The 18659-nt window shown below is 40.6% G+C and carries 20 protein-coding genes and 1 tRNA gene; 8 read left to right on the top strand and 13 right to left on the bottom strand.

The window, feature by feature from the left end; all coding sequences use genetic code 11:
* The first annotated feature begins 77 nt into the window (after positions 1-77).
* A tRNA-Gly gene (locus ACFQ3S_RS09565) sits at positions 78-153 on the top strand.
* A gap of 172 nt (positions 154-325) precedes the next feature.
* The gene (locus ACFQ3S_RS09560) at positions 326-1180 is read left to right on the top strand and encodes a hypothetical protein (RefSeq protein WP_377163703.1); all 855 of its coding nucleotides are present in this window, start codon (positions 326-328) and stop codon (positions 1178-1180) included.
* 311 nt (positions 1181-1491) lie between these two features.
* On the opposite strand, the gene ACFQ3S_RS09555 is transcribed toward ACFQ3S_RS09560, so the two are convergent.
* From ACFQ3S_RS09555 to ACFQ3S_RS09545, 3 genes are read right to left on the bottom strand one after another with little or no spacing between them, the layout of a single operon-like run.
* On the bottom strand, positions 1492-1875 hold the full coding sequence (locus tag ACFQ3S_RS09555) for a DUF2200 domain-containing protein (protein WP_377163701.1): 384 nt from the start codon (positions 1873-1875) through the stop codon (positions 1492-1494).
* A gap of 54 nt (positions 1876-1929) precedes the next feature.
* Positions 1930-2511, bottom strand: coding sequence for a YdeI/OmpD-associated family protein (locus ACFQ3S_RS09550; protein ID WP_377163699.1), 582 nt, complete (start codon positions 2509-2511; stop codon positions 1930-1932).
* Positions 2512-2546: 35 nt separating this feature from the next.
* The gene (locus tag ACFQ3S_RS09545; RefSeq protein WP_377163697.1) at positions 2547-3113 is read right to left on the bottom strand and encodes a DUF4256 domain-containing protein; all 567 of its coding nucleotides are present in this window, start codon (positions 3111-3113) and stop codon (positions 2547-2549) included.
* Positions 3114-3369: 256 nt separating this feature from the next.
* Here ACFQ3S_RS09545 and ACFQ3S_RS09540 point away from each other — a divergent pair, with 256 nt between their 5' ends.
* The 3 genes from ACFQ3S_RS09540 to ACFQ3S_RS09530 all read left to right on the top strand — a co-directional run bounded on the left by ACFQ3S_RS09540 (position 3370) and on the right by ACFQ3S_RS09530 (position 6423).
* Complete coding sequence (locus ACFQ3S_RS09540; protein WP_377163695.1) at positions 3370-3939, top strand: Crp/Fnr family transcriptional regulator; 570 nt, start codon at positions 3370-3372, stop codon at positions 3937-3939.
* 118 nt (positions 3940-4057) lie between these two features.
* Entirely contained in the window at positions 4058-4447 is a 390-nt protein-coding gene (locus ACFQ3S_RS09535; RefSeq protein ID WP_377163693.1) for a RidA family protein, read from the top strand.
* Positions 4448-4629: 182 nt separating this feature from the next.
* A complete protein-coding gene (locus tag ACFQ3S_RS09530) occupies positions 4630-6423 on the top strand; it encodes an ATP-binding protein (RefSeq protein WP_377163691.1) in 1794 nt (597 codons plus the stop codon).
* 89 nt (positions 6424-6512) lie between these two features.
* Here ACFQ3S_RS09530 and ACFQ3S_RS09525 read toward each other — a convergent pair whose 3' ends face one another.
* Entirely contained in the window at positions 6513-7985 is a 1473-nt protein-coding gene (locus tag ACFQ3S_RS09525; RefSeq protein ID WP_377163689.1) for a ComEC/Rec2 family competence protein, read from the bottom strand.
* A gap of 231 nt (positions 7986-8216) precedes the next feature.
* On the opposite strand from ACFQ3S_RS09525, the gene ACFQ3S_RS09520 reads away from it, so the two are divergent.
* Entirely contained in the window at positions 8217-8690 is a 474-nt protein-coding gene (locus tag ACFQ3S_RS09520) for a VOC family protein (protein ID WP_377163687.1), read from the top strand.
* Between the two features lie 23 nt (positions 8691-8713).
* Here ACFQ3S_RS09520 and ACFQ3S_RS09515 read toward each other — a convergent pair whose 3' ends face one another.
* Positions 8714-9169, bottom strand: a complete 456-nt coding sequence (locus tag ACFQ3S_RS09515) for a GNAT family N-acetyltransferase (RefSeq protein ID WP_377163685.1) — start codon at positions 9167-9169, stop codon at positions 8714-8716.
* Positions 9170-9203: 34 nt separating this feature from the next.
* Positions 9204-9665, bottom strand: coding sequence for a hypothetical protein (locus ACFQ3S_RS09510; protein ID WP_377163683.1), 462 nt, complete (start codon positions 9663-9665; stop codon positions 9204-9206).
* Positions 9666-9793: 128 nt separating this feature from the next.
* Between ACFQ3S_RS09510 and ACFQ3S_RS09505 the strand changes: the two genes are divergently transcribed.
* The gene (locus tag ACFQ3S_RS09505) at positions 9794-10009 is read left to right on the top strand and encodes a VF530 family protein (RefSeq protein ID WP_377163681.1); all 216 of its coding nucleotides are present in this window, start codon (positions 9794-9796) and stop codon (positions 10007-10009) included.
* 126 nt (positions 10010-10135) lie between these two features.
* Here the strand turns inward: ACFQ3S_RS09505 and ACFQ3S_RS09500 are convergent, their stop codons facing one another.
* The 7 genes from ACFQ3S_RS09500 to ACFQ3S_RS09470 form a co-directional block, all read right to left on the bottom strand.
* Positions 10136-12226: a PAS domain S-box protein gene (locus ACFQ3S_RS09500; RefSeq protein WP_377163679.1), complete on the bottom strand. Its 2091-nt coding sequence runs from the start codon at positions 12224-12226 to the stop codon at positions 10136-10138.
* Positions 12227-12268: 42 nt separating this feature from the next.
* Entirely contained in the window at positions 12269-13036 is a 768-nt protein-coding gene (locus ACFQ3S_RS09495) for a CHASE3 domain-containing protein (protein ID WP_377163677.1), read from the bottom strand.
* Positions 13037-13517: 481 nt separating this feature from the next.
* Positions 13518-13850 (bottom strand): hypothetical protein, encoded by a 333-nt coding sequence (locus ACFQ3S_RS09490; protein WP_377163675.1) that lies wholly within the window; start codon positions 13848-13850, stop codon positions 13518-13520.
* Between the two features lie 49 nt (positions 13851-13899).
* Complete coding sequence (locus ACFQ3S_RS09485) at positions 13900-14067, bottom strand: hypothetical protein (protein WP_377163673.1); 168 nt, start codon at positions 14065-14067, stop codon at positions 13900-13902.
* A 128-nt stretch (positions 14068-14195) separates the two neighbouring features.
* The gene (locus tag ACFQ3S_RS09480) at positions 14196-15056 is read right to left on the bottom strand and encodes a hypothetical protein (protein ID WP_377163671.1); all 861 of its coding nucleotides are present in this window, start codon (positions 15054-15056) and stop codon (positions 14196-14198) included.
* Between the two features lie 267 nt (positions 15057-15323).
* Positions 15324-16637 (bottom strand): DEAD/DEAH box helicase, encoded by a 1314-nt coding sequence (locus tag ACFQ3S_RS09475; protein WP_377163669.1) that lies wholly within the window; start codon positions 16635-16637, stop codon positions 15324-15326.
* A gap of 332 nt (positions 16638-16969) precedes the next feature.
* Positions 16970-18049: an AI-2E family transporter gene (locus tag ACFQ3S_RS09470; RefSeq protein WP_377163667.1), complete on the bottom strand. Its 1080-nt coding sequence runs from the start codon at positions 18047-18049 to the stop codon at positions 16970-16972.
* 299 nt (positions 18050-18348) lie between these two features.
* On the opposite strand from ACFQ3S_RS09470, the gene ACFQ3S_RS09465 reads away from it, so the two are divergent.
* On the top strand, positions 18349-18648 hold the full coding sequence (locus ACFQ3S_RS09465; protein ID WP_377163665.1) for an ArsR/SmtB family transcription factor: 300 nt from the start codon (positions 18349-18351) through the stop codon (positions 18646-18648).
* Positions 18649-18659: the final 11 nt, after the last annotated feature.

Genomic DNA, 18659 nt, shown 5'->3' with positions numbered 1-18659 from the left:
CTTTTTAGACTTACTAAAATCTATGCCTAAGCTTTCGTTCCCCCAACTTTTCGGACTGATCCTTTTGTTATCTAAATGCGAAAGTAGCTCAGTTGGTAGAGCACGACCTTGCCAAGGTCGGGGTCGCGAGTTCGAATCTCGTCTTTCGCTCCAAAAGCCTTTCCTGTTTCAGGGAGGGTTTTGTTGTTTTATGGGGATTTGTTGATCTATGGTATATATAGGTTAATTAGTAGGCCACCATTACTTTAGAGCGGTGATTAATTTTCAAGTATAAATTCAAACAACTTGGTAAATACTGCTTTATATAAATTAAATTCATCCAATTATGAAAAACATTGAGGATGCTAATCAATCTTATATTGAGAGCTTTGTAAACAAGTGTGCTTCAGGTCATAAAAAGCTTTTTAGGGAAATGTTTGAAGAATTGGTGCACACAGGTTGGAGTTATAATATGGATTTTAATTTTAACAGATACTTACGGCATGATGCATTCGTCTATAATGTTTTACCCAACGATAAGCAGCTGTCAGCAATTCTACTTCGTTATCAGGAATTAATTAGCACGTCTTGTGAAATCTGTAGTGCATCGGCAAAGTTAGTTGACATAGACGGTTGTTGGTATATTTTATGCAAAGAGCATTACGTACTAAAATATCCCAAAATTTTAGATATCGACTATACAGGCTTTACTTACAACGAATCATACTTCTTTTCCAAGCAAAATAGATATTTATGGAAAGATATAACAGAAATTAAGTTTTTGGAATATTTAGACGCTCCTAATAACAACTTTACAGACAGAATATCTTGGGCGGAAGTGCGCTTCGAAAATGCAGATATGGTATTAATTCGCTGCTCGGACTTAAACTGGCTTATATTCCTTGAAAGTATTCCATCGAAACTTGTAACTGCTGATTTAGAGCCGTATTTGATAAATTTCAGAAACAACCTGATTGATTGCCAGGTTTGTGAATATCATGCAGTTCACGATAACAAATGCTTAAAGTGCAATTTATACGTTGATTTAATGAATTCTGAAAAAAAATATGCGATGGAGAATGGTAAGGTGTTTAAAGAATTTGATTGTATACAAGAAGATAAAGAATTGTTACCTAAAAATTGGTTTTACACTTTATTGATGCCTTTGGAGTTATCATTTAAGAGGAGCAAAATCAAATAAGTTTTTAACATTTTTTTTTCGTAAAGTAAAAATAAACTTCTGTTTAGTTCGATATTCTTCTCTCTCCCTTTATAAATTATATTTCCTAAAAACGCAAATATTCAGATCTTAAGAAAGGTTCAAAACCTGTAAATGCTGAAGTACAAAAGCTCCTTTTTCATATGAGCTTTTGTTATCTAAATGCGAATTAGCTCATTAGTAGACCCCCGACCTTGCCAAGGTCGGGGTCGCGAGTTCGAATCTCGTCTTTCGCTCCAAAAGCCTTTCCTGTTTCAGGTAGGGCTTTGTTGTTATATGGTTCGACTCCGGCGCTATGTACTGAAAAGGCCGTTCCCATCCCGCAATATTTTCTCCATCTTTCTCCCTTTCGCCAATTCATCCACCAGCTTATCCAAATACCGTACCTGCCGCGTTAACGGGTTGTCGATCTCTTCTATCCGATACCCGCAGATGGTTCCGGTAATAAGATGGGCATTGGGGTTGAGCGTAGCTTGTTGAAAGAAGGTTTCGAACGTTACTTTTTCGTTAATTAATTCCTGTAGTTGATCATCATTAAAGCCGGTTAACCAGGTGATCACCTCGTGCAGTTCTTCTTTGGTTCTGCCTTTCTTCTCCACTTTGGCAACGTACATAGGATATACCGATGCAAAGGTCATTTTGGCCATGCGCTGGTTGTGTGTATCGGTAGTATTCATTCTTATATATTCATTAGTGCATTAAACAATTCTCCTGATTAGTATCGCCTATTTTCAATCATCCAAACCCTTACCACTCAATATTTGCGGCAAATATTTTTCAACCCTGCCTTCGCGGGTTTTAGCTTGCTTGGGTGCGGAAAAATAAAGTAAGTAAGCCCTTTGCCTTCCGGGTGTCAAGTTTTCAAAAGCCGTTTTCAGGGCTGGGGTTGCTGCTAACTTCAACTGAAATTCTTCCGGCATTTTAAATTCGGTCGTTTTTTTCAGGCTTACCTGCAAGCCTGCCTTTTCCACTTCTACAGCTTCGTATATATAAGCCTTTATAACTGGTACCAACTCCTCAATTTCTTCGGCATGGCTAAACCTGAGCTGTCGCGCTGCCTGCACATTTTCCGTTTGCTGAACCAGGATGCCGTTGGCATCTTTCAACAAAGCACCCTTCATAAATAGCAGCGCGCAGTATTCCTTAAAATCGTGTATTAAAACAACATTGCTTTTATGGTGCGTATAACAAGGCTTACCCCACTTCAGTTCCTCAGTTAGCCCACAGTTTAAAACAATTGTTCGTAGTAATTTTACTTCTTGCTGCCACTTTTTGGCTTTGGTAAAGTAAAAATCAACCTCAAGACTCATCATAATATTTATTGATTAGGTGTTACTCTGTGTATAATTTAAAACTTTAAACAGCTCCGAAATCCCCTCACAGCATAGTAAGAAGACGCGCCATTATGGTACACAAACACCTGCCCGTAACGGTAATCGGCAAAAATAGAACCACCCAGCTTGCGAATAGCTGCAGGTGTTTGCAACCAGCTCGATGTTTTGGTATCGAACTTACCAAGCGTTTGTAAGTGGCGGTATTGCTCTTCTGTCAAAACTTCAATACACATTTCATAAGCCATACCTAAAGCACTGTTTACCGGTTTGTTTTCTTTGCGCGCTTCCATGGCCTCTTGATCATAGCACAGGCTCCGGCGGCTTTTAGGGCTTTCGGCCGAGCAATCGAAAAATATAATTTCGCCGGTTTGGCTATCCTCACCTACCACATCCGGCTCTCCCCCCGTTATTTCCATTTCCTTTAACGACCATAGCTTCTCGCTGTTAGCTTCCAGCCTGGCTTGCACCCTGTCCCAATCTACACCTTTATGGCGTTTAGTGTTGTTCTTAAAACGCGACTTCAGTATATCAAACAATTCAGTACGTTCATCTGCCGATAATCCCTTACTAACAGTTTTCATGGTTTAAATTTTACCGTTGGAATATACAATTTTGCAAATGTATAAAACGGGTATTATAAAAATTTCGGTTTGCTTTTTATACTACATAGGGTTATTGATAATCTCACTTAAACTTGCTACAAAAACGCATAACCGTAATTGCCGAACTGGCCGCTCAAAAGCTGAAATCACAGCAGTTAGGGTAAGTGGGTAACTTTTAAAATTGGGGTAAGCACTTCATTTATACTCATTTCAAAATACTAACTTTGCCTGTGGTATGAGCCATAAACTAAGAGACCACATAGAGAAAATTATACCGCTTACCGATGATGAGTTTGCATTGGTTAATTTAAACTTTATTACAAAAAAATACAAAAAACACCAGTTCCTGATTCAGCCCGGAGAAGATGTAAATTATCATCACTTTATTATTTCGGGGCTTTTAAAACTGGTTTACACCGACGATACCGCAAAACAACATATTGTTTCTTTTGCAATGGAAGACTGGTGGGAAAGTGATTTTTTGGCTTTTTATACACAAACCAAGGCTACACTATCTTTAGAATGCCTTGAAGATACCGAAGTATTATGCCTGTCGTTACCAAATTACAGAAAGCTATGCAACGAACTTCAAAAAATGGAAAAGTTTTTTTTAGAAAAAGCAACCTTTGGTTTTTTGGCCGCACAGCGGCGCATTATATCTTCACTAACCTCTAATTCAAAAGAGCGTTACGAGCAACTTATTCAACAATACCCTTCACTTGTTCAACGCGTACCTAAGAGCTTGCTTGCATCCTACCTGGGCGTTTCGCGTGAAACATTGAGCAGGCTTTATCTTAAAGTGTGATGTACATCACCTCATAATTGTGAGTTATCTCAACAGCAGTTTCCGGCTGTTATGATGAACTTTGTTGTGTAAATTTTAAACACAGCGCCGCTTTGGCGTAACACAAAAAATCATCAAAATGGAAACAAGAAGCATTAATCCCTGGAAATGGCAAGACGAACGTAGTTACTCACAAGCCGTTGAAGTAAAACAAGCAAATAGCACCCTATATATTTCGGGTCAGGCAGCAATTTACCCCGATGGCATATCGAGCAACGAAGATATGCCATCGCAAATAAAACTGGCCCTGCAAAACCTCAAACAGGTTATTACCGAAGCCGGCTACAACCTTAACGGTATTGTGCGATTGAACATATACACCACCTCAACCGCCGAACTATGGCCCAACTTTCCTATTTTTCAGGATTGGATAGCCAAACACGGTATTAAACAGGCAACCTCTATGTTAGAAGTAAAAAGTTTATTTGAAACACTAAAAGTTGAATTTGAAGCTACTGTAGTTAAATAAAAGTTAACTAAATCAATTGGGGGCTGTGCTATTTTTTTAAATAGCACAGCTTTTATTTTATATTCTTCACTATATTTATAATTTTATTTTAATAATTATAGCCATAAACAATTACCCTTTCATGATGTTGGTTTATTGAATTAGTAGCATACAAATTACATACCGTTCTTTTTCAGTTCAAGATGGATAACACTTTTGGTATAAATATCATCCCCGAAAACGATGAAGAACGGATCGCGGCTTTAAACCGTTACAAAATTTTAGATACACCTCCCGAGGGTGCGTTTGATAATGTGGCCCGCCTGGCCACTCAGATTTTTAAAGTACCAATTTCCCTGATATCGCTGGTTGATGCCGAAAATGTTTATTTTAAGGCTAATATAGGTATGAGCAATACACGTGTTACATCACGCGGAGTAAGTTTATGTTCCCTTGCCGTATTAAAACCCGAAGTTACGGTTTTTGAAAATGCCTTTACCGAACCCTGCCTGCTTACCAACCCCAATGTAGCGGGCCAGTTTGGGTTAAAGTTTTATGCGGGTGCGCCCATAACCACCCACGATGGCTTTTTGATAGGTACCCTCTGCATAATTGATAAATCGCCACGCGAATTTGATAGCCATCAACGAGAAATATTGCAAAGCCTGGCCGAAATTGTAATGGACGAAATAGAGCTCCGATTATCGGCCATTGAAGAAATTGAAAAGCAACAAGCCTACATTGAAGAAGCTGCCGCCACTTACGAAGAGTTACTAACCTCTAATGAAGAATTAGAACTATCGCAGCAACAGGTGAGCGCTTTGAATGAAGAACTGGCGGCAACCAACCAAGAAATAGCCAATGCAAATAAAGAACTACTTGTTACCAACAATGAATTAACCGAGACCCAGGAAAGGCTCCTGCTTTTAAACACACAGTTAGCCGATAGCCAGGAACTTAAAAACATAGCTATTGAACAAGCCAAACTGGGCATTTGGTATATAGATGCGGTAACACGCCAGTTTATGCCTTCGTGCCGTTTAAAAGAATTTTTTGGATATAACACCGATGAGGTGATGCCCTACGATGCCACCGTTGAACAAATAAGAGATGACTACCGCAATAAAGTTGTTAACGAAGTTAACGCGGCCATAAAACAGGGCAAAACTTACGATCTGGAATACCCCATTATACAATTCCGAACGCAGCAGTTGCGCTGGGTTAGGGCTACTGGTAAACTCAACCCTGCCCTAAATGGCAGAGACTCTTACTTTTCGGGCACTGTAATGGATATTACCGAGCAAAAAAAGGACGATCAGCGAAAAAACGATTTTATAGGCATGGTAAGCCACGAGTTAAAAACGCCGTTAACATCGTTAAGTGCCTACATACAAATGCTGCTGGGGAAAGCGCAGCATAATAAAGACAGCTTTACCGTTGGGGCATTAGAGAAAGCCAGGAGGCAGGTACAAAAAATGACCACCATGATCAACGGCTTCCTGAACGTTTCGCGTTTAGAGTCGGGCAAAATTCATATTGACAGGCAGCACTTTAACATGAAAGACCTGGTTAAAGATGCAGAAGACGAAGCCATAGCCACCAACATGACCCATCATATTGTATTTAAACCGGTAGAACCTACTTTTGTTAAAGCCGACCATAATAAAATTGGACATGTAATTAATAACTTTATAAGTAATGCTGTTAAATATTCACCTGTGGGCAGTACCATTAACGTGGCCTGTGTAACAGTTAACGGCAGCGCGCAGGTAAGTGTTACAGACCAGGGTATTGGCATAAAACCCGATGATATGGCCAGGCTGTTTGAACGCTACTATCGTGTGGAAAATAACTCTACCCAATCTATATCGGGATTTGGGATCGGCTTGTACCTGTGCGCCGAAATTATAGAGCGGCACAATGGCAGCATTTGGGTTGAAAGCGAATGGGGTATAGGTTCAACCTTTTATTTCAGCATACCGCTGGCTGCAAATTAATCGGCATTGTAATTAAGCTTATCTCAGCTTACCATTCAAAATTTATTAAAAAAGAGTATTTACGCTTAACAAAAAAGGCTTTGTTTTTACTATGATTTCTTATAAAAAAGTTTCCCATCCAGGCCGGGGTGCAGCTCATAAATAATAAATCCTCCGCCACGTTCTTCTTTCTTTTGAGCTATTATCACCTTTTCGCCATCGGTGCGCACGTTAATCATTCCGTACACCGCTATTACCCGTTCCATATTATATTTAATAGCTGCTATTTTTTTATCCAGCCCGGGTTTGTCATCGTCGGCGGCAACTTTTCTTTCTTCTATCAGTTTATATAATTCGGCAATGTCCTTATCGTTAACGGTTAGCTTTTCTTTTGCCGAGCGAGCCAGTTCGGTACTAAATATAAGCGGGCGTTTGCCCCTGCTGTGTTTGCCAATTGCACCCAGGGTATCGGGTCTTGGATGGGTGTGGCTTTCGTTATCGCCGCTGGAAATAACTGTGGCTACAGGATTAAAAAAACTCAAAAAATCATCGATAAATTTATGGCTGCCGTGGTGGCATGATTTTAACACATCCGATTCAAAAACCTCCCGCCCTTTACTAATCATATCTTCCCGTTCGGCTTCGGTGGTAATTTTTTTAGGATTATAACCGGTGTAGTGTTCGGCCAAATATTCTTCAGATGCATCATTGAGGTCGCCACCCAGCAAAATCTTCACCTTGCCCATTATAAGCTGTACTATTACCGAATGGCCGTTTTTGGCCTCACCATCGTTTTTATTAAAGTAACGCAATGCTTTTTTGCCATCCACCTGCTCGGTTACCGGGCCTAATATTTTGAATTGCACCTTATCCTGCTTACCATACCCGGCTATTTCCCCGCCTTTTTCCAGCATGCTGATATGAGGCTGAGGCTGCATTTTAAGTGCATTAAATAACAAGTTAGGATATTGTTTGCTGCCGCGCATGGCCGCATTTTCTACCAGGTCTTTTGCTTGCTGGTGGGTAGCGTACAAATCGGTTAAATATAGTCCGCTGGCATCAACCGGGCCCAGGTTTTTACCTGTGCGCTCAATAATGCCGTTATGGTAAATATTCTCGATACTAAAGCGGGGCGAGTTTACAATGTATTTAAAGCCGTTATAGTGGTCTTCATCAGGGTGCGAAATAATCAGGTGCTTAATGGGCACCCTAAACTGGTTATGATCGAGATTGAAACGCCATTTTAAAAAGCGGTACATATTATCGGCCACACCGGCATCTACCAATATGAACTCATCTTGCGGGGTTACTATAAAACAGCCGTCGCCCTGGCCAACGTCAATAAAATTTATTTCCAGGATCCGGTCTGTCTGTAGTTTGGTATGGTGTACCCATCCTACGGCATTTCGGCAATGTATCTTGCGGAATTCGCCATCGGTATCTACTACCTCGGCCCAATCGCCCCATAAAACCTTTTTAACCGTGGCCGATTTGGGTTCGGCGGTGGACTTTAGTGTAGCTTCGGGAAAACCAATATACATTACATTGCTCATAGCCAGTAATTTTAATTTAGGAGCAGCCATTAGTAAAAGTATGGTATAGTATAAATAAGGGTACGGATATAATTTTAACTATTATAAAATTAGGCATTAATATAGTAACAAGTAACCCGTTAAATCACGGTAATTATACAAACTGTTTTAACCTTTATTTGCCGTTAACACCCCCTTACATTGTCGTATTGGCACCACCAATGTATAGCGGATAAACAATACCTTTATTAAGACCAACAAACCAATTAATTAAAAAAAAATATGCAAAAGGTAAGTCCGTTTTTATGGTTCAGCAATAATGCAGAGGAAGCTGTAAATCATTATGTATCTGTATTTAAAAACGCAAAAATCACCAGCACTGCGCGCTATGGCGAGGGTGGCCCAGGTAAGCCCGGTTCGGTAATGACAATGGGTTTTCAACTGTTCGGACTTGATTTTACGGCGCTTAACGGTGGTGATTTTGCCAATTTCACACCGGCTATTTCTTTTGTGGTAAGGTGCGATAACCAGGATGAGGTTGACCATTACTGGGATAAATTACTGGAGGGCGGTAAGGCTATGCAATGTGGCTGGTTAACCGATAAGTATGGCGTAACCTGGCAAATTGTACCTGTTCAACTTTTTAAATTGATGGGCGATAAAGATGCTGACAAGGTCCGTAAAGTAACCCAGGCCATGATGCAAATGGTGAAACTGGACATTGCCGGTTTAGAAAAAGCATATAGTGAGGCTTAACTGCGCCTGTAAATGCATACTGATTATAGCTTTTTACGGAAACAAACGCTATCGGGCAGATTAACATAAGGTTCGTACAAAGGGATCTCGAGATAACCGGCTTTAGGATACAATGATAAGGCTTCTACCTGCTTTTTGCCGGTTTCGAGGACCGTGTACGTAAAACCCGACTCGCGGGCCCAGTTCTCCAAGGCCTGCAATACCTGCTTACTTAGTCCCTTGCCTCTGAATTGCGGTTGCACAAACATGCGCTTGATCTCTACCGCATGGTCATCGAACGGTTTAAAGCAACCGCAGGCGGCGGGAGTATTATTTACATAAGCAATAACCACGGTGTCAATTGCTTCGATCCTGTTATGCTGATCGTAAATATCCATCATCTCACCGTTACGGATGCGGAGGTCGTGATCCAGTTGGGTTACCAGCATGCAAAAATCCGGGTGGGCACTGGTAGTGCGTTTAAGTTGTATGGTATTCATTTGCAAAGCAACTAAGTTACGCAATCAGGGCCAATTAATAGCCAACCTTTTCAAAAGTAGACCTGGCAACCACGGGTGCATCGGCCGGGTAACTCAAGTATTTAAGGGCAAGAATGTTATTATTTAGCTTAAACGTAGCATTATCCAATACCTGACCATAAATTTTAATTTTCGAAATTACTTTATTATCGCGCTTGGTTACCGACTCATTAAAATTAACTTTCAAGCTATCCCCTTTAATGTTATAAGTACCGCTAAAATAGCTCTCCTCGTTAAAGTTCCCAATCGGTTTAAACATCAGGAAGATACTGTCTTGGGTCACCTTTAAAAACTTGTTAAAATTGGGGGTCGATTCCCTATCTTTCCAGGTACCCTGCAGCGTATTGAACTCCACATCGGGCCTTGCTTTGTCTTTTTTGCAGGCACTTACTAATAGTACAAGCAGCAATAATGCATACACTGCAAATTTTACTCGGGTAACGTCGGTTATTTTCATTAGTGAACGTGTTTAGTAACTATACGGCATTTTTGATTGATCTGCTACAGCCTGAAACAATATAACGAAACTCTCCTGAGCATATCACGCTCACTAACCTTCCATATTTTATTATACTTTTGTATCTTATGCCCACCCAACCCAATAACCCGCTTCACGGCAAAACACTTGAAAATGTGTTGAACGAACTGGTAGCACATTACGGTTGGCCGGAAATGGGCAGGAGAATCCGTATTAACTGTTTTACAACCGATCCGGGCATACCATCGAGCCTGAAGTTTTTACGCAAAACGCCCTGGGCCCGTAAAAAAGTAGAGGACCTGTATTTGGATACTGATTTTTAAATACCCGCGCATGGGGGTTTCGAAGTATAACACTTATATGTTAAGCTTGAACGCTAAGCAGCGTACCCCTGTTTGGCGTTGACGCCTGACAAGTGAAAACAGATCTTCCACAACAGGAAACCTTATTTAACTTGCCAATCTTAACTTTCCGGGTATAGGCAATAAAATACAGAACTCCGTACCCTTATCCAGTTCGCTTTTTACATGAATACTGCCACCCAGGGCTTCTACCTGAGTTTTTACCATAAACAGCCCCATCCCCCGTCCATCGCCGCTTTTATCATAACGGCGGTAAAGGCCAAACAAGGTAGGCCCGTTCTTTTCCAGGTCTATACCCCTGCCATTATCGGTAAAGGTTATTTCAAATAAATCATCAATAATATTGGTTTTAATTGTTATAACAGGCTGGGTGTCGGCATAACAATATTTAATACTGTTTTGTACCAAGTTCCAAAATATATTTTGTACGTAGTTGCTTATGCTATACAATTCATCGGCATGTTTAAAATCGCAAACTATTTTTGTTTTTTTATAAGCAATTAATGCCTGTAAACTAACTTCTACTTTTACCATCACATCATTTAGGTTCACGGTTTCCATTTTTTCGCTCATTTTTTCCCTAACCTGCAATACCATGTTTAAGTCGCGCACCATGTTATCCAACTTATCAACCGACGACAGTATTTTCTCAATTACACTTTGCTGGTGAGACGATACGTCGTCCTCTACTTCCAGCATTTGGCTGAGGCCTATGATATTAGCCACCGGCGCCCTCAGGTTATGCGAAACAATGTAGGTAAATTCTTCAAGCGTACGGTTACGTCTTACCAGTTCGGCAGTAAACCTTTCATGCTCCAGTAAAGCCTTTTTTCTTTCGGTAATATTAATTTTAGAAAGTATATAGCCTCTGTTTTTTTGATCGCCGGTGCTGGTAATTTTCACCCAGTGTGCCTCAAACCACAATAGTGAACCCTCATTTTGGGAGATAGAATATTCGTAATTAACACTTGGGCCGCGTTGTATTCTTTTTAAATACTGATATATTTCATTACGGCGTGCATAAGGGAAATAATTAAAAATAGAATACCCCGGCTCAAGCATTTTATCACTAAGCTTTTGAAAATGCTGTAAGGCTGGCTTATTAAATGAAACAATGTCCATGTTTTCACTTAACCGCACATAAGATATATCGGTGTTATCAAACAGGGTACGCAGGTTGGCTTCAGATTGTATAAGTGCTTCCTCATTCAGTTTACGCTGGGTAATATCGGTAACCATAGCCAGCATACCTATATACTTGCCGCTATCATTATGCAACGAACTGGTTGATAAGCTGGCCCAAACATCTTTGCCGGTTTTGCTTATAAACTTAACATCGTAGTTTTCATTACTATGCCCAGCATCATTCTGAGCCTGTTTTACTATCATGTGTTTACCGTTTTCATCTACCAGGTCAAAAAAATCTTTACCTTGTAGTTCTTCAGCCGTGTATTCCAGTAAATTACAAATCCGCTGGTTAAAAAAGGTAAGCTTATTATGTTCATCGGCGGTCCATATACCCTCATGGCTGGTTTCTACGATCTGCCGGTAACGCTCTTCACTTCGCCTCAACCTATCGTCGGCCGCAACACTGTCTGTAATATCACGTATCACGGCATCAATGCGTAACAGTTCGCCTTCCTCATTCATGGTAGGCACTATGGTATTTTCCACCCAACGTATTACCCCACTTTTACGAATAATACGGTAACGGTTAGTAATTTGATTACCCTGGGCCAACCGGGCATTACCTGTTGTTACTATGTGACGGTCATCGGGGTGTATAGTGGTTATCCAAAGGTCGGGGTTATCCATAAATTCGGCTGCGGCGTACCCCAGCAACTGGTTGGTGGTGTCAGATATCTGTATAAATTTCCCGTTAACCACGTCTCTCGAAAACAGCACATCTCCAATACGGTTCAAAAGCAGCGTAAGTTCATCATTAGCTTCTTTAAGCTTCACAGCCGATGTAATTTTTTCGGTAACATCCTGTACATAGCCGGTAATGCGTGAAAGCTCCCCGAAATCATCACGACTTACATTTACGCCCGATCGGAGGTATTTAACGGCGTTTCCATCCAACAAACGAAACAAATAGCTGTCCGCTTCTTTATGTGTGGTCAAAGTTTTAAATCTTTGCCTCACCATCTTCTGATCATCGGGGTGTATTCTTTTCACAAAATCCTCAATCACATACTGTTTACCGTCCGCATCCCACCCTCAAATACGGTACATACCTTCCGAGCCGTTAATTTTCCCGGTAACCATATCTAAATCCCAGGTTCCCAAAACAGCCATTTCTTCGGCCCGCTTGTTGCGCTCGTTATTATTAATCAAATCGGCCACTAAACGGTTATGTACCAAACTTTCATTATGAGCTTTCCGTAACAACATCATAATCATAGCCAAAATAAAAACCACTGTTACCACCAAGCTAACATTCAGCATCAGAAGCGCACTGCCCGAATCTGCTTTGCGTAAGGCCATTAAGCTGTTTTCATTTTGTTCAATCTTGTTTATGAAATACGTGGTTTTGTTTCCATAAACCTGCCCTTCGCCACCTTGTATAAATTCAACTGCATTTTGGAAACCATTTTTACCGAACAAATTTATCACGCGCTGATAAAAGAAAATACGTTTAGCAAGGTAAAAACTGAGCGAGTCAATAACGGGTTGTATGGAGGCATTATCTATCGTAAAATTTTTAACCGTATCTAATTGCCTTATTACAGCTGCATTGGTAGCTTTAAACTGTTTTACATAAATGGGATGACCCGACATCACGTAGTTGCGTGCCTGAATCTCACTTTCGGCAGCCAGAATCTGGACTCGACCGATATGAATAAATACCTCATCGGAGTGGTTAACCCATAGTTCCCGGCTATCGGCCCTCTTAATATTATAATATGTGGCAAAAAGCAAACAAACCAGTATAATGGCAAAAAGTTCTAAACTATAGATAATCCTTTTACTGAATGCATTCATCATAGGAAAATCTTTTAGTATGGGGTAAGTAGAAATTACATCGGTAGTAAGCTTGTATATAGGCTTAATTAGAATTTATATTACTTATACGAAATAAATGTACTTAATGTTTCTGTAAAACACACGATAATTCAAAACAACTTAAAACGATACTTAACCTAAAAAGCGATTTTTACAGGTTTAGCTAAGTTACTTAATAGATTTTTGGGTATAGAGAAAGTTTTTCATGAAGCTACAGATTTGGCTATTAGATATTTTTAGGGAGGTATTATATATTATTTTACAATATTTTTTGAACGTGGAAGCACACTAAAATATTTCCCGATTTGGAGCACATATTAACCGGACGGTACGTTGATTAACTAATAATCAATGCGGTTAATTACTCTTGAATTGCTGTTTCAATGCTTTTCTTTCTAAGTTGTGATGATAACTACTTTTACCTGTTTAATGTTATTGTTACCGTTTAAAGACCATGGCGGACTCAGCAACAACGACAAGGTAGATGCGCCGGATTTATTATTGATTTTTTGGTACGAAACCCATAACCCAAATTCAATTGGGCAAAAAGCAGATCGATACCCAATGTTGGGCCAGCATGAAAAAAATTTTTAGGAAACCCCGGTTCGTTGCTTATGGTATAACCGGCAGAAGCTTCGGCAAACAGGAACAAAAAACGATATCCCCCGCTAAAGGCAAAATCACCCGATCTGGTAGCCGGATAGTACCCGCCGCTTAGTTGGTAACTTGTTCCAGCCAGATAAGCCAGGCTGCCTAATGGCCCGCTACAATCACTTCCGCCGGCAGCATTTACCATTTTTACGCCTAAGGTACACCATGTTTTAAGGTACCATTATAATTATAACCTATAGCAGGTAAAATAAAAGGATTACAAGGTGTACCGCCGGTGCAGCAGTTATTGCGGGCATTACAATAGCTTTAAAGTCGTCATATACAAATTCTTTATCTATCTGCTTTTCAATTGAGCTATGCAACAACGGTTGTTGCTGTGCCGCTACGGTTAGTATTAACATACAAAGTACTAACAATACACATAGTGATAGTACGCTTTTTTTAAGGAGGTGTGTGCTTTTTTCATAACAAATAGTTTAGGTGATTTTTTCATGACGAGAATGTACAGGTTGCTTAATATTGAATGCGGCTACAGGTTAACGGTTCCAGCGTCGTCCCATTCATCATAAGTACTAACATTGTTTTTTGTAACGAGTATTTTCCTGGTATTCAAATCGTTATTTTTGAAGTAACCAACAACCGTCTTCATACCGTAACCAACATGTCCGGCCTTGCATTTCCAAGCTATCAGGTAAGCGACACTTTGCTCGTATTGTCCTAATGGCACAATTAAACCGGTAATTGTGGATGATGCACCCGATAAACTAACCTCTGTGCCATTTACAGTAATACTTAAAAACTTGGCTGCATCTTTATCCCCGGGAGGAGACCAGCCTATATATAAGGATAAATATACTTTGGTAAGTTCAGGTAGCCAATCCTTAGCCCAACCGTCGTCGGCTTTAATTTCGCTTAATTCATTGCTGGAGACCGGTAATTGCATACTAATCTCAGAAACCTGAGACCCGGCATATTCATCATTGGTAAAGTTATTAATTTGTTCTCCCTCAACAGTATAGGTATAATAGGTAACCGGAATGTAACCCGAATCTGTACAACTAAGCGATATCTTTCCGCCAGCACTAACATCAACAGTAGTGTACAGCTCTCCATAATCTATACCGCAGCGGTATGCATTTTTTACCGTAACCCGGTAGGCATTAAATTTATCGGTATTAAGTACATAGGCAAACTGCCCGCCCATGGCAAAACCGCAGTTGCCCTGAAATACTATTTTGTTTTTAAAAACAGGTTTTACCGCTTCAGCTTCATGATCGGGCTGGGTTTCGGCTGCTGTTATAAATTCTTCATCGGCAGAGGAAAGTGATGTGGCGGATCCAAAATCAGGATCCAATAATTTAACAATCTGTTCGGGAATAGATGGTTTCATGATATTGAGGAGTTATCGGTTTATAAATGGTTGTACGTACATGCTATTGCACGTAACAATGTTACCGATATATAATTAAATCTCCGATGGGTGAAAACACCTTTTTTTAGAAGTAAAATGCTTAAAAAAAGATTTTAATGACTCATGAAATGAGGAAGCTTTTATTTGAATAATAAGAAAGATTAAAAGCATAGTATTACTTTAATCTGTTAAATTTTATAGAACAAATACATTTAAAAAAACAAGATCTAAGGCAAGCGGAAATATCTACCCGTACTTTTTCTTTTTGTTCATTTTAGCCTTTTCGCCCGAACTGTAGTTATAGGTTTTGGAATTGCTGGCCTTTTTTTCATGAAAAGCTTCGCCGGCCACGGGTTCGTCGGCTTTCTTTTTAGTGGCTGCGCTTTTATCTTCTTCAGTAATTTTCTTCCGTTCTCTTTCAATAATTAAATCTTCTGGCAAATCGGCTACAGCTATTTTTTGCCCTATGGCCTGCTCAATTTTACGCACCATGCCCAGCTCCAGGTCTGTGGCAAAGATAATGGCCATAGTTTCTTCATCGGGGTTCAGGTTTTCATTCACCATGCGCCCCACATAAGTATCCTTATCGGCAGGCAATTCAAGGTGCAAAATAAATGGTACGCCATGCAAGGATATAGGCTCCAGCTCTTCATTTACCACAATTAGTAAACGGGCGTTGGGGTTTTGCTTAAAGTCGTCAACCTCGGCAAAGCTGTTCCAATCAAAAAACCAGGAGTTAAGCAGGGCCACACTGTTGTTTTCGCGCGTTTCGAAGCTTTTATATAATTTTTCGGCCGTATGGCGGGTATTTACAAATACAACCGTTTTGGTAAACAGCTCTGCATCGTTCATAAATAAGCGCAGCAAATTTAGTTTGGTACCAAAATTAGGAACATGGTACAATATCTGCGGATGCGTATCCATTTGCGCTTCCCCTATTTCTTCTACCTCAACAACGGCTGGCTGCTTCATAAAAGGTGCTATCATGCGGTTAAGTTTATCGTGCAGTACTTCGGTAAACACCAGATGCTGGCATTTGGGTATGCTATTGGCTAATTCGGCCACGGGTAGTTGTAAGCCTTGCTTTACAATAAGTTCAGCATCATCTAAAATAAGCAATTCTATTTTATTGAGATTTAAACCCAGTTTGAGATAAATGGCGCGGGCGCGGTCGGGGGTGGCCACTACAATGTCGGCACCATCGGCCATGGCATCCATTTGTGCTTCCATTGCAGGTGTGGCATAAAGACCTACTACCGATATGGTTTTGTTCCGGTTCAGTTCATCAATACGGGCAATTACCGTTTCCACACTTTCTTTATCGGGCACTAAAACCATTGCCCGGGTTACTCCGTCGGCAGCATAGTTAAAGCGATTAAGCATGGCTAAAATGTAGGTGGTGGTTTTACCGCAACCCTCTGGGCCAACGGCAACAAGGTCTTGTCCGCCGGCTATGCGTGCCAGCGTTTTTTGTTGAATCTCTTTAGGAACGGTGTACCCTGCTTCGTTCAAAGCGATTACTAATCCCTTCTTTAGCTTTAATTTATCCGACCACGCCATTCCATAATTATTAAAAATCCCTTAAATAGCAAAATTACCCTTTTTACCGCATACTTAAACCATATAAGCGCAACTACTTTGAAAATGCAACGACTTGTCCATGTATCCGTTTTAATTAAACAGGGTAAATTCGGAGCCTGTTTAAAACAGGATTGTGATCTCGAATGACAGGGAGAAATTCTTTTTAACTGCTTGTACGGCGTATTAGTGTAAAATTTTTTCATGCCCAGATAAACATCGGTATGCGAGTTTAATACGGCGCATTTATATTACTTGTTTTGCAGGGAACGGATACTTTTCAGTGCTATTTGAAGTTGTGTTTCAAACTTCACTTAATCCGCCAGCGGAATATCGCGTGTTTTGTTGATTAAAGAGGCATTACTTAACTTCTTTACATACAGTTCATCAACTAAAATAAATACGATAGCCAGCAGTGGCACCGCCATAATAACGCCCAACGCGCCCGATAGCGTACCCATTATAATTTGACTGATAATGGTAAGCGCCGGAGGCAGGTTGATCATTTTTTTTTGGATAAGCGGCGTAACTATATTACTTACAATGGTTTGCGATATAATATAAAGTAACGATACCGCTATAGCTGTATTAGTACTTATGGTTAAAGCCAGTAAAACACCGGGTATCATGGCCGCTAACGAACCAAAGTTAGGGATGATCTTGAGCATACCCGCAATCATGGCCAGTACCAGAGCCACCGGTATATGGGCGATGCTGAGGCCTATGGTTAGCATTATAGTGATGAGTACTATGGATAAAAGCATGCCCTTTAACCAGCCTTTAAGCGATAAACTGATACGGTTCATGATGTAACGGGCCATAAACTTTTTATCCTCTGGAAATAGTACCAAAATGCCTTCTTTGTATAATGACGGACTTGCAGTAAAAAAGATCCCCAGGAAAAAGATGATGTAAATGTTGCCCAGTACACCAAAACTGGTACTGAAAAAGCTTTGTGCAGTGGCAAAGATCTTTTGCGAGTTATCACCCGAAAAATATTCCAGTACTTTTTGGCCTATAGGGGTTTGCGACATTTTAGCCCTGGCCGTAGCAATGGTAGATGGTAAAGTCTCGCTCAGTTGCGATACCTGATTTTGAATTTTGGTCCCCATAAACCACAGCAGCAAACCCAGTATGGCAAACGAACCGGCCACCGATATAACCATAGCCCATTTACGCCCCATACGACTATGCCGTTCTATCATATCGCCCAGGCCATGAAAATACACCGATATCAGGATGCCGCATAACACCATTAACAACACGTTAAAAGCTACCCGTGCAACCAATATGACCACTACCAGCAAGGCTACTATAGCCACCGTGTACCACACTTTTTGTATATAGGTAAGCTCGTCTTTGGTGTTATCGTTATGATGATTATTATTTGGCATGGTGTGTTAAGAAATTATTATATAGAAGGGACAGCGTTTACTCTTAAATGTTTTAAGGAATTGAGGTTAGGTGCGGGGAGCGGGGGTGCGAGTAGCGGGGTTGGGGTGCGGGGTTTGAGGAGCGGGTTGCGAGAGTTGCGAGGAATTTAACTCAATTCCCGTAACCCTATCCCTCGCTACTCGCAACCTTCTACCTCGCTCCGCGCAACTTGCAACTTCCTACCCCGCCCCTTATCAAACCAATGTCATCTCTTATCAACAAATAGACATATCGAGAAAAACCGATATATATTTGCATTATGGATCAGGTAGAAATTTTTAAAGCACTTTCTAACAAGACCCGCCTGCAAATTTTAAACTGGCTTAAAGAGCCAGCGGTAAATTTTCCTGAGCAGCTGGCCAACGGTTTCGATCATGGGGTTTGTGTAGGGCAAATTCAAAATAAAGCCGGACTTACGCAGTCTACCGTATCCGAATACTTGTCTACCCTGCAACGTGCCGGGCTGGTAAAATCTACCCGTGTAGGTCAGTGGACTTACTACCAGCGTAACGAAGAGGCATTTGCAGCCCTGAGCCAATTAATTCAATCATCTATTTAATATCAACATAA

Source organism: Mucilaginibacter terrae, from assembly GCF_042679325.1.
GTDB lineage: Bacteria > Bacteroidota > Bacteroidia > Sphingobacteriales > Sphingobacteriaceae > Mucilaginibacter > Mucilaginibacter terrae.
Note: the sequence above shows the minus strand (reverse complement) of the source record. Positions and strands in the feature narration are given on the sequence as shown.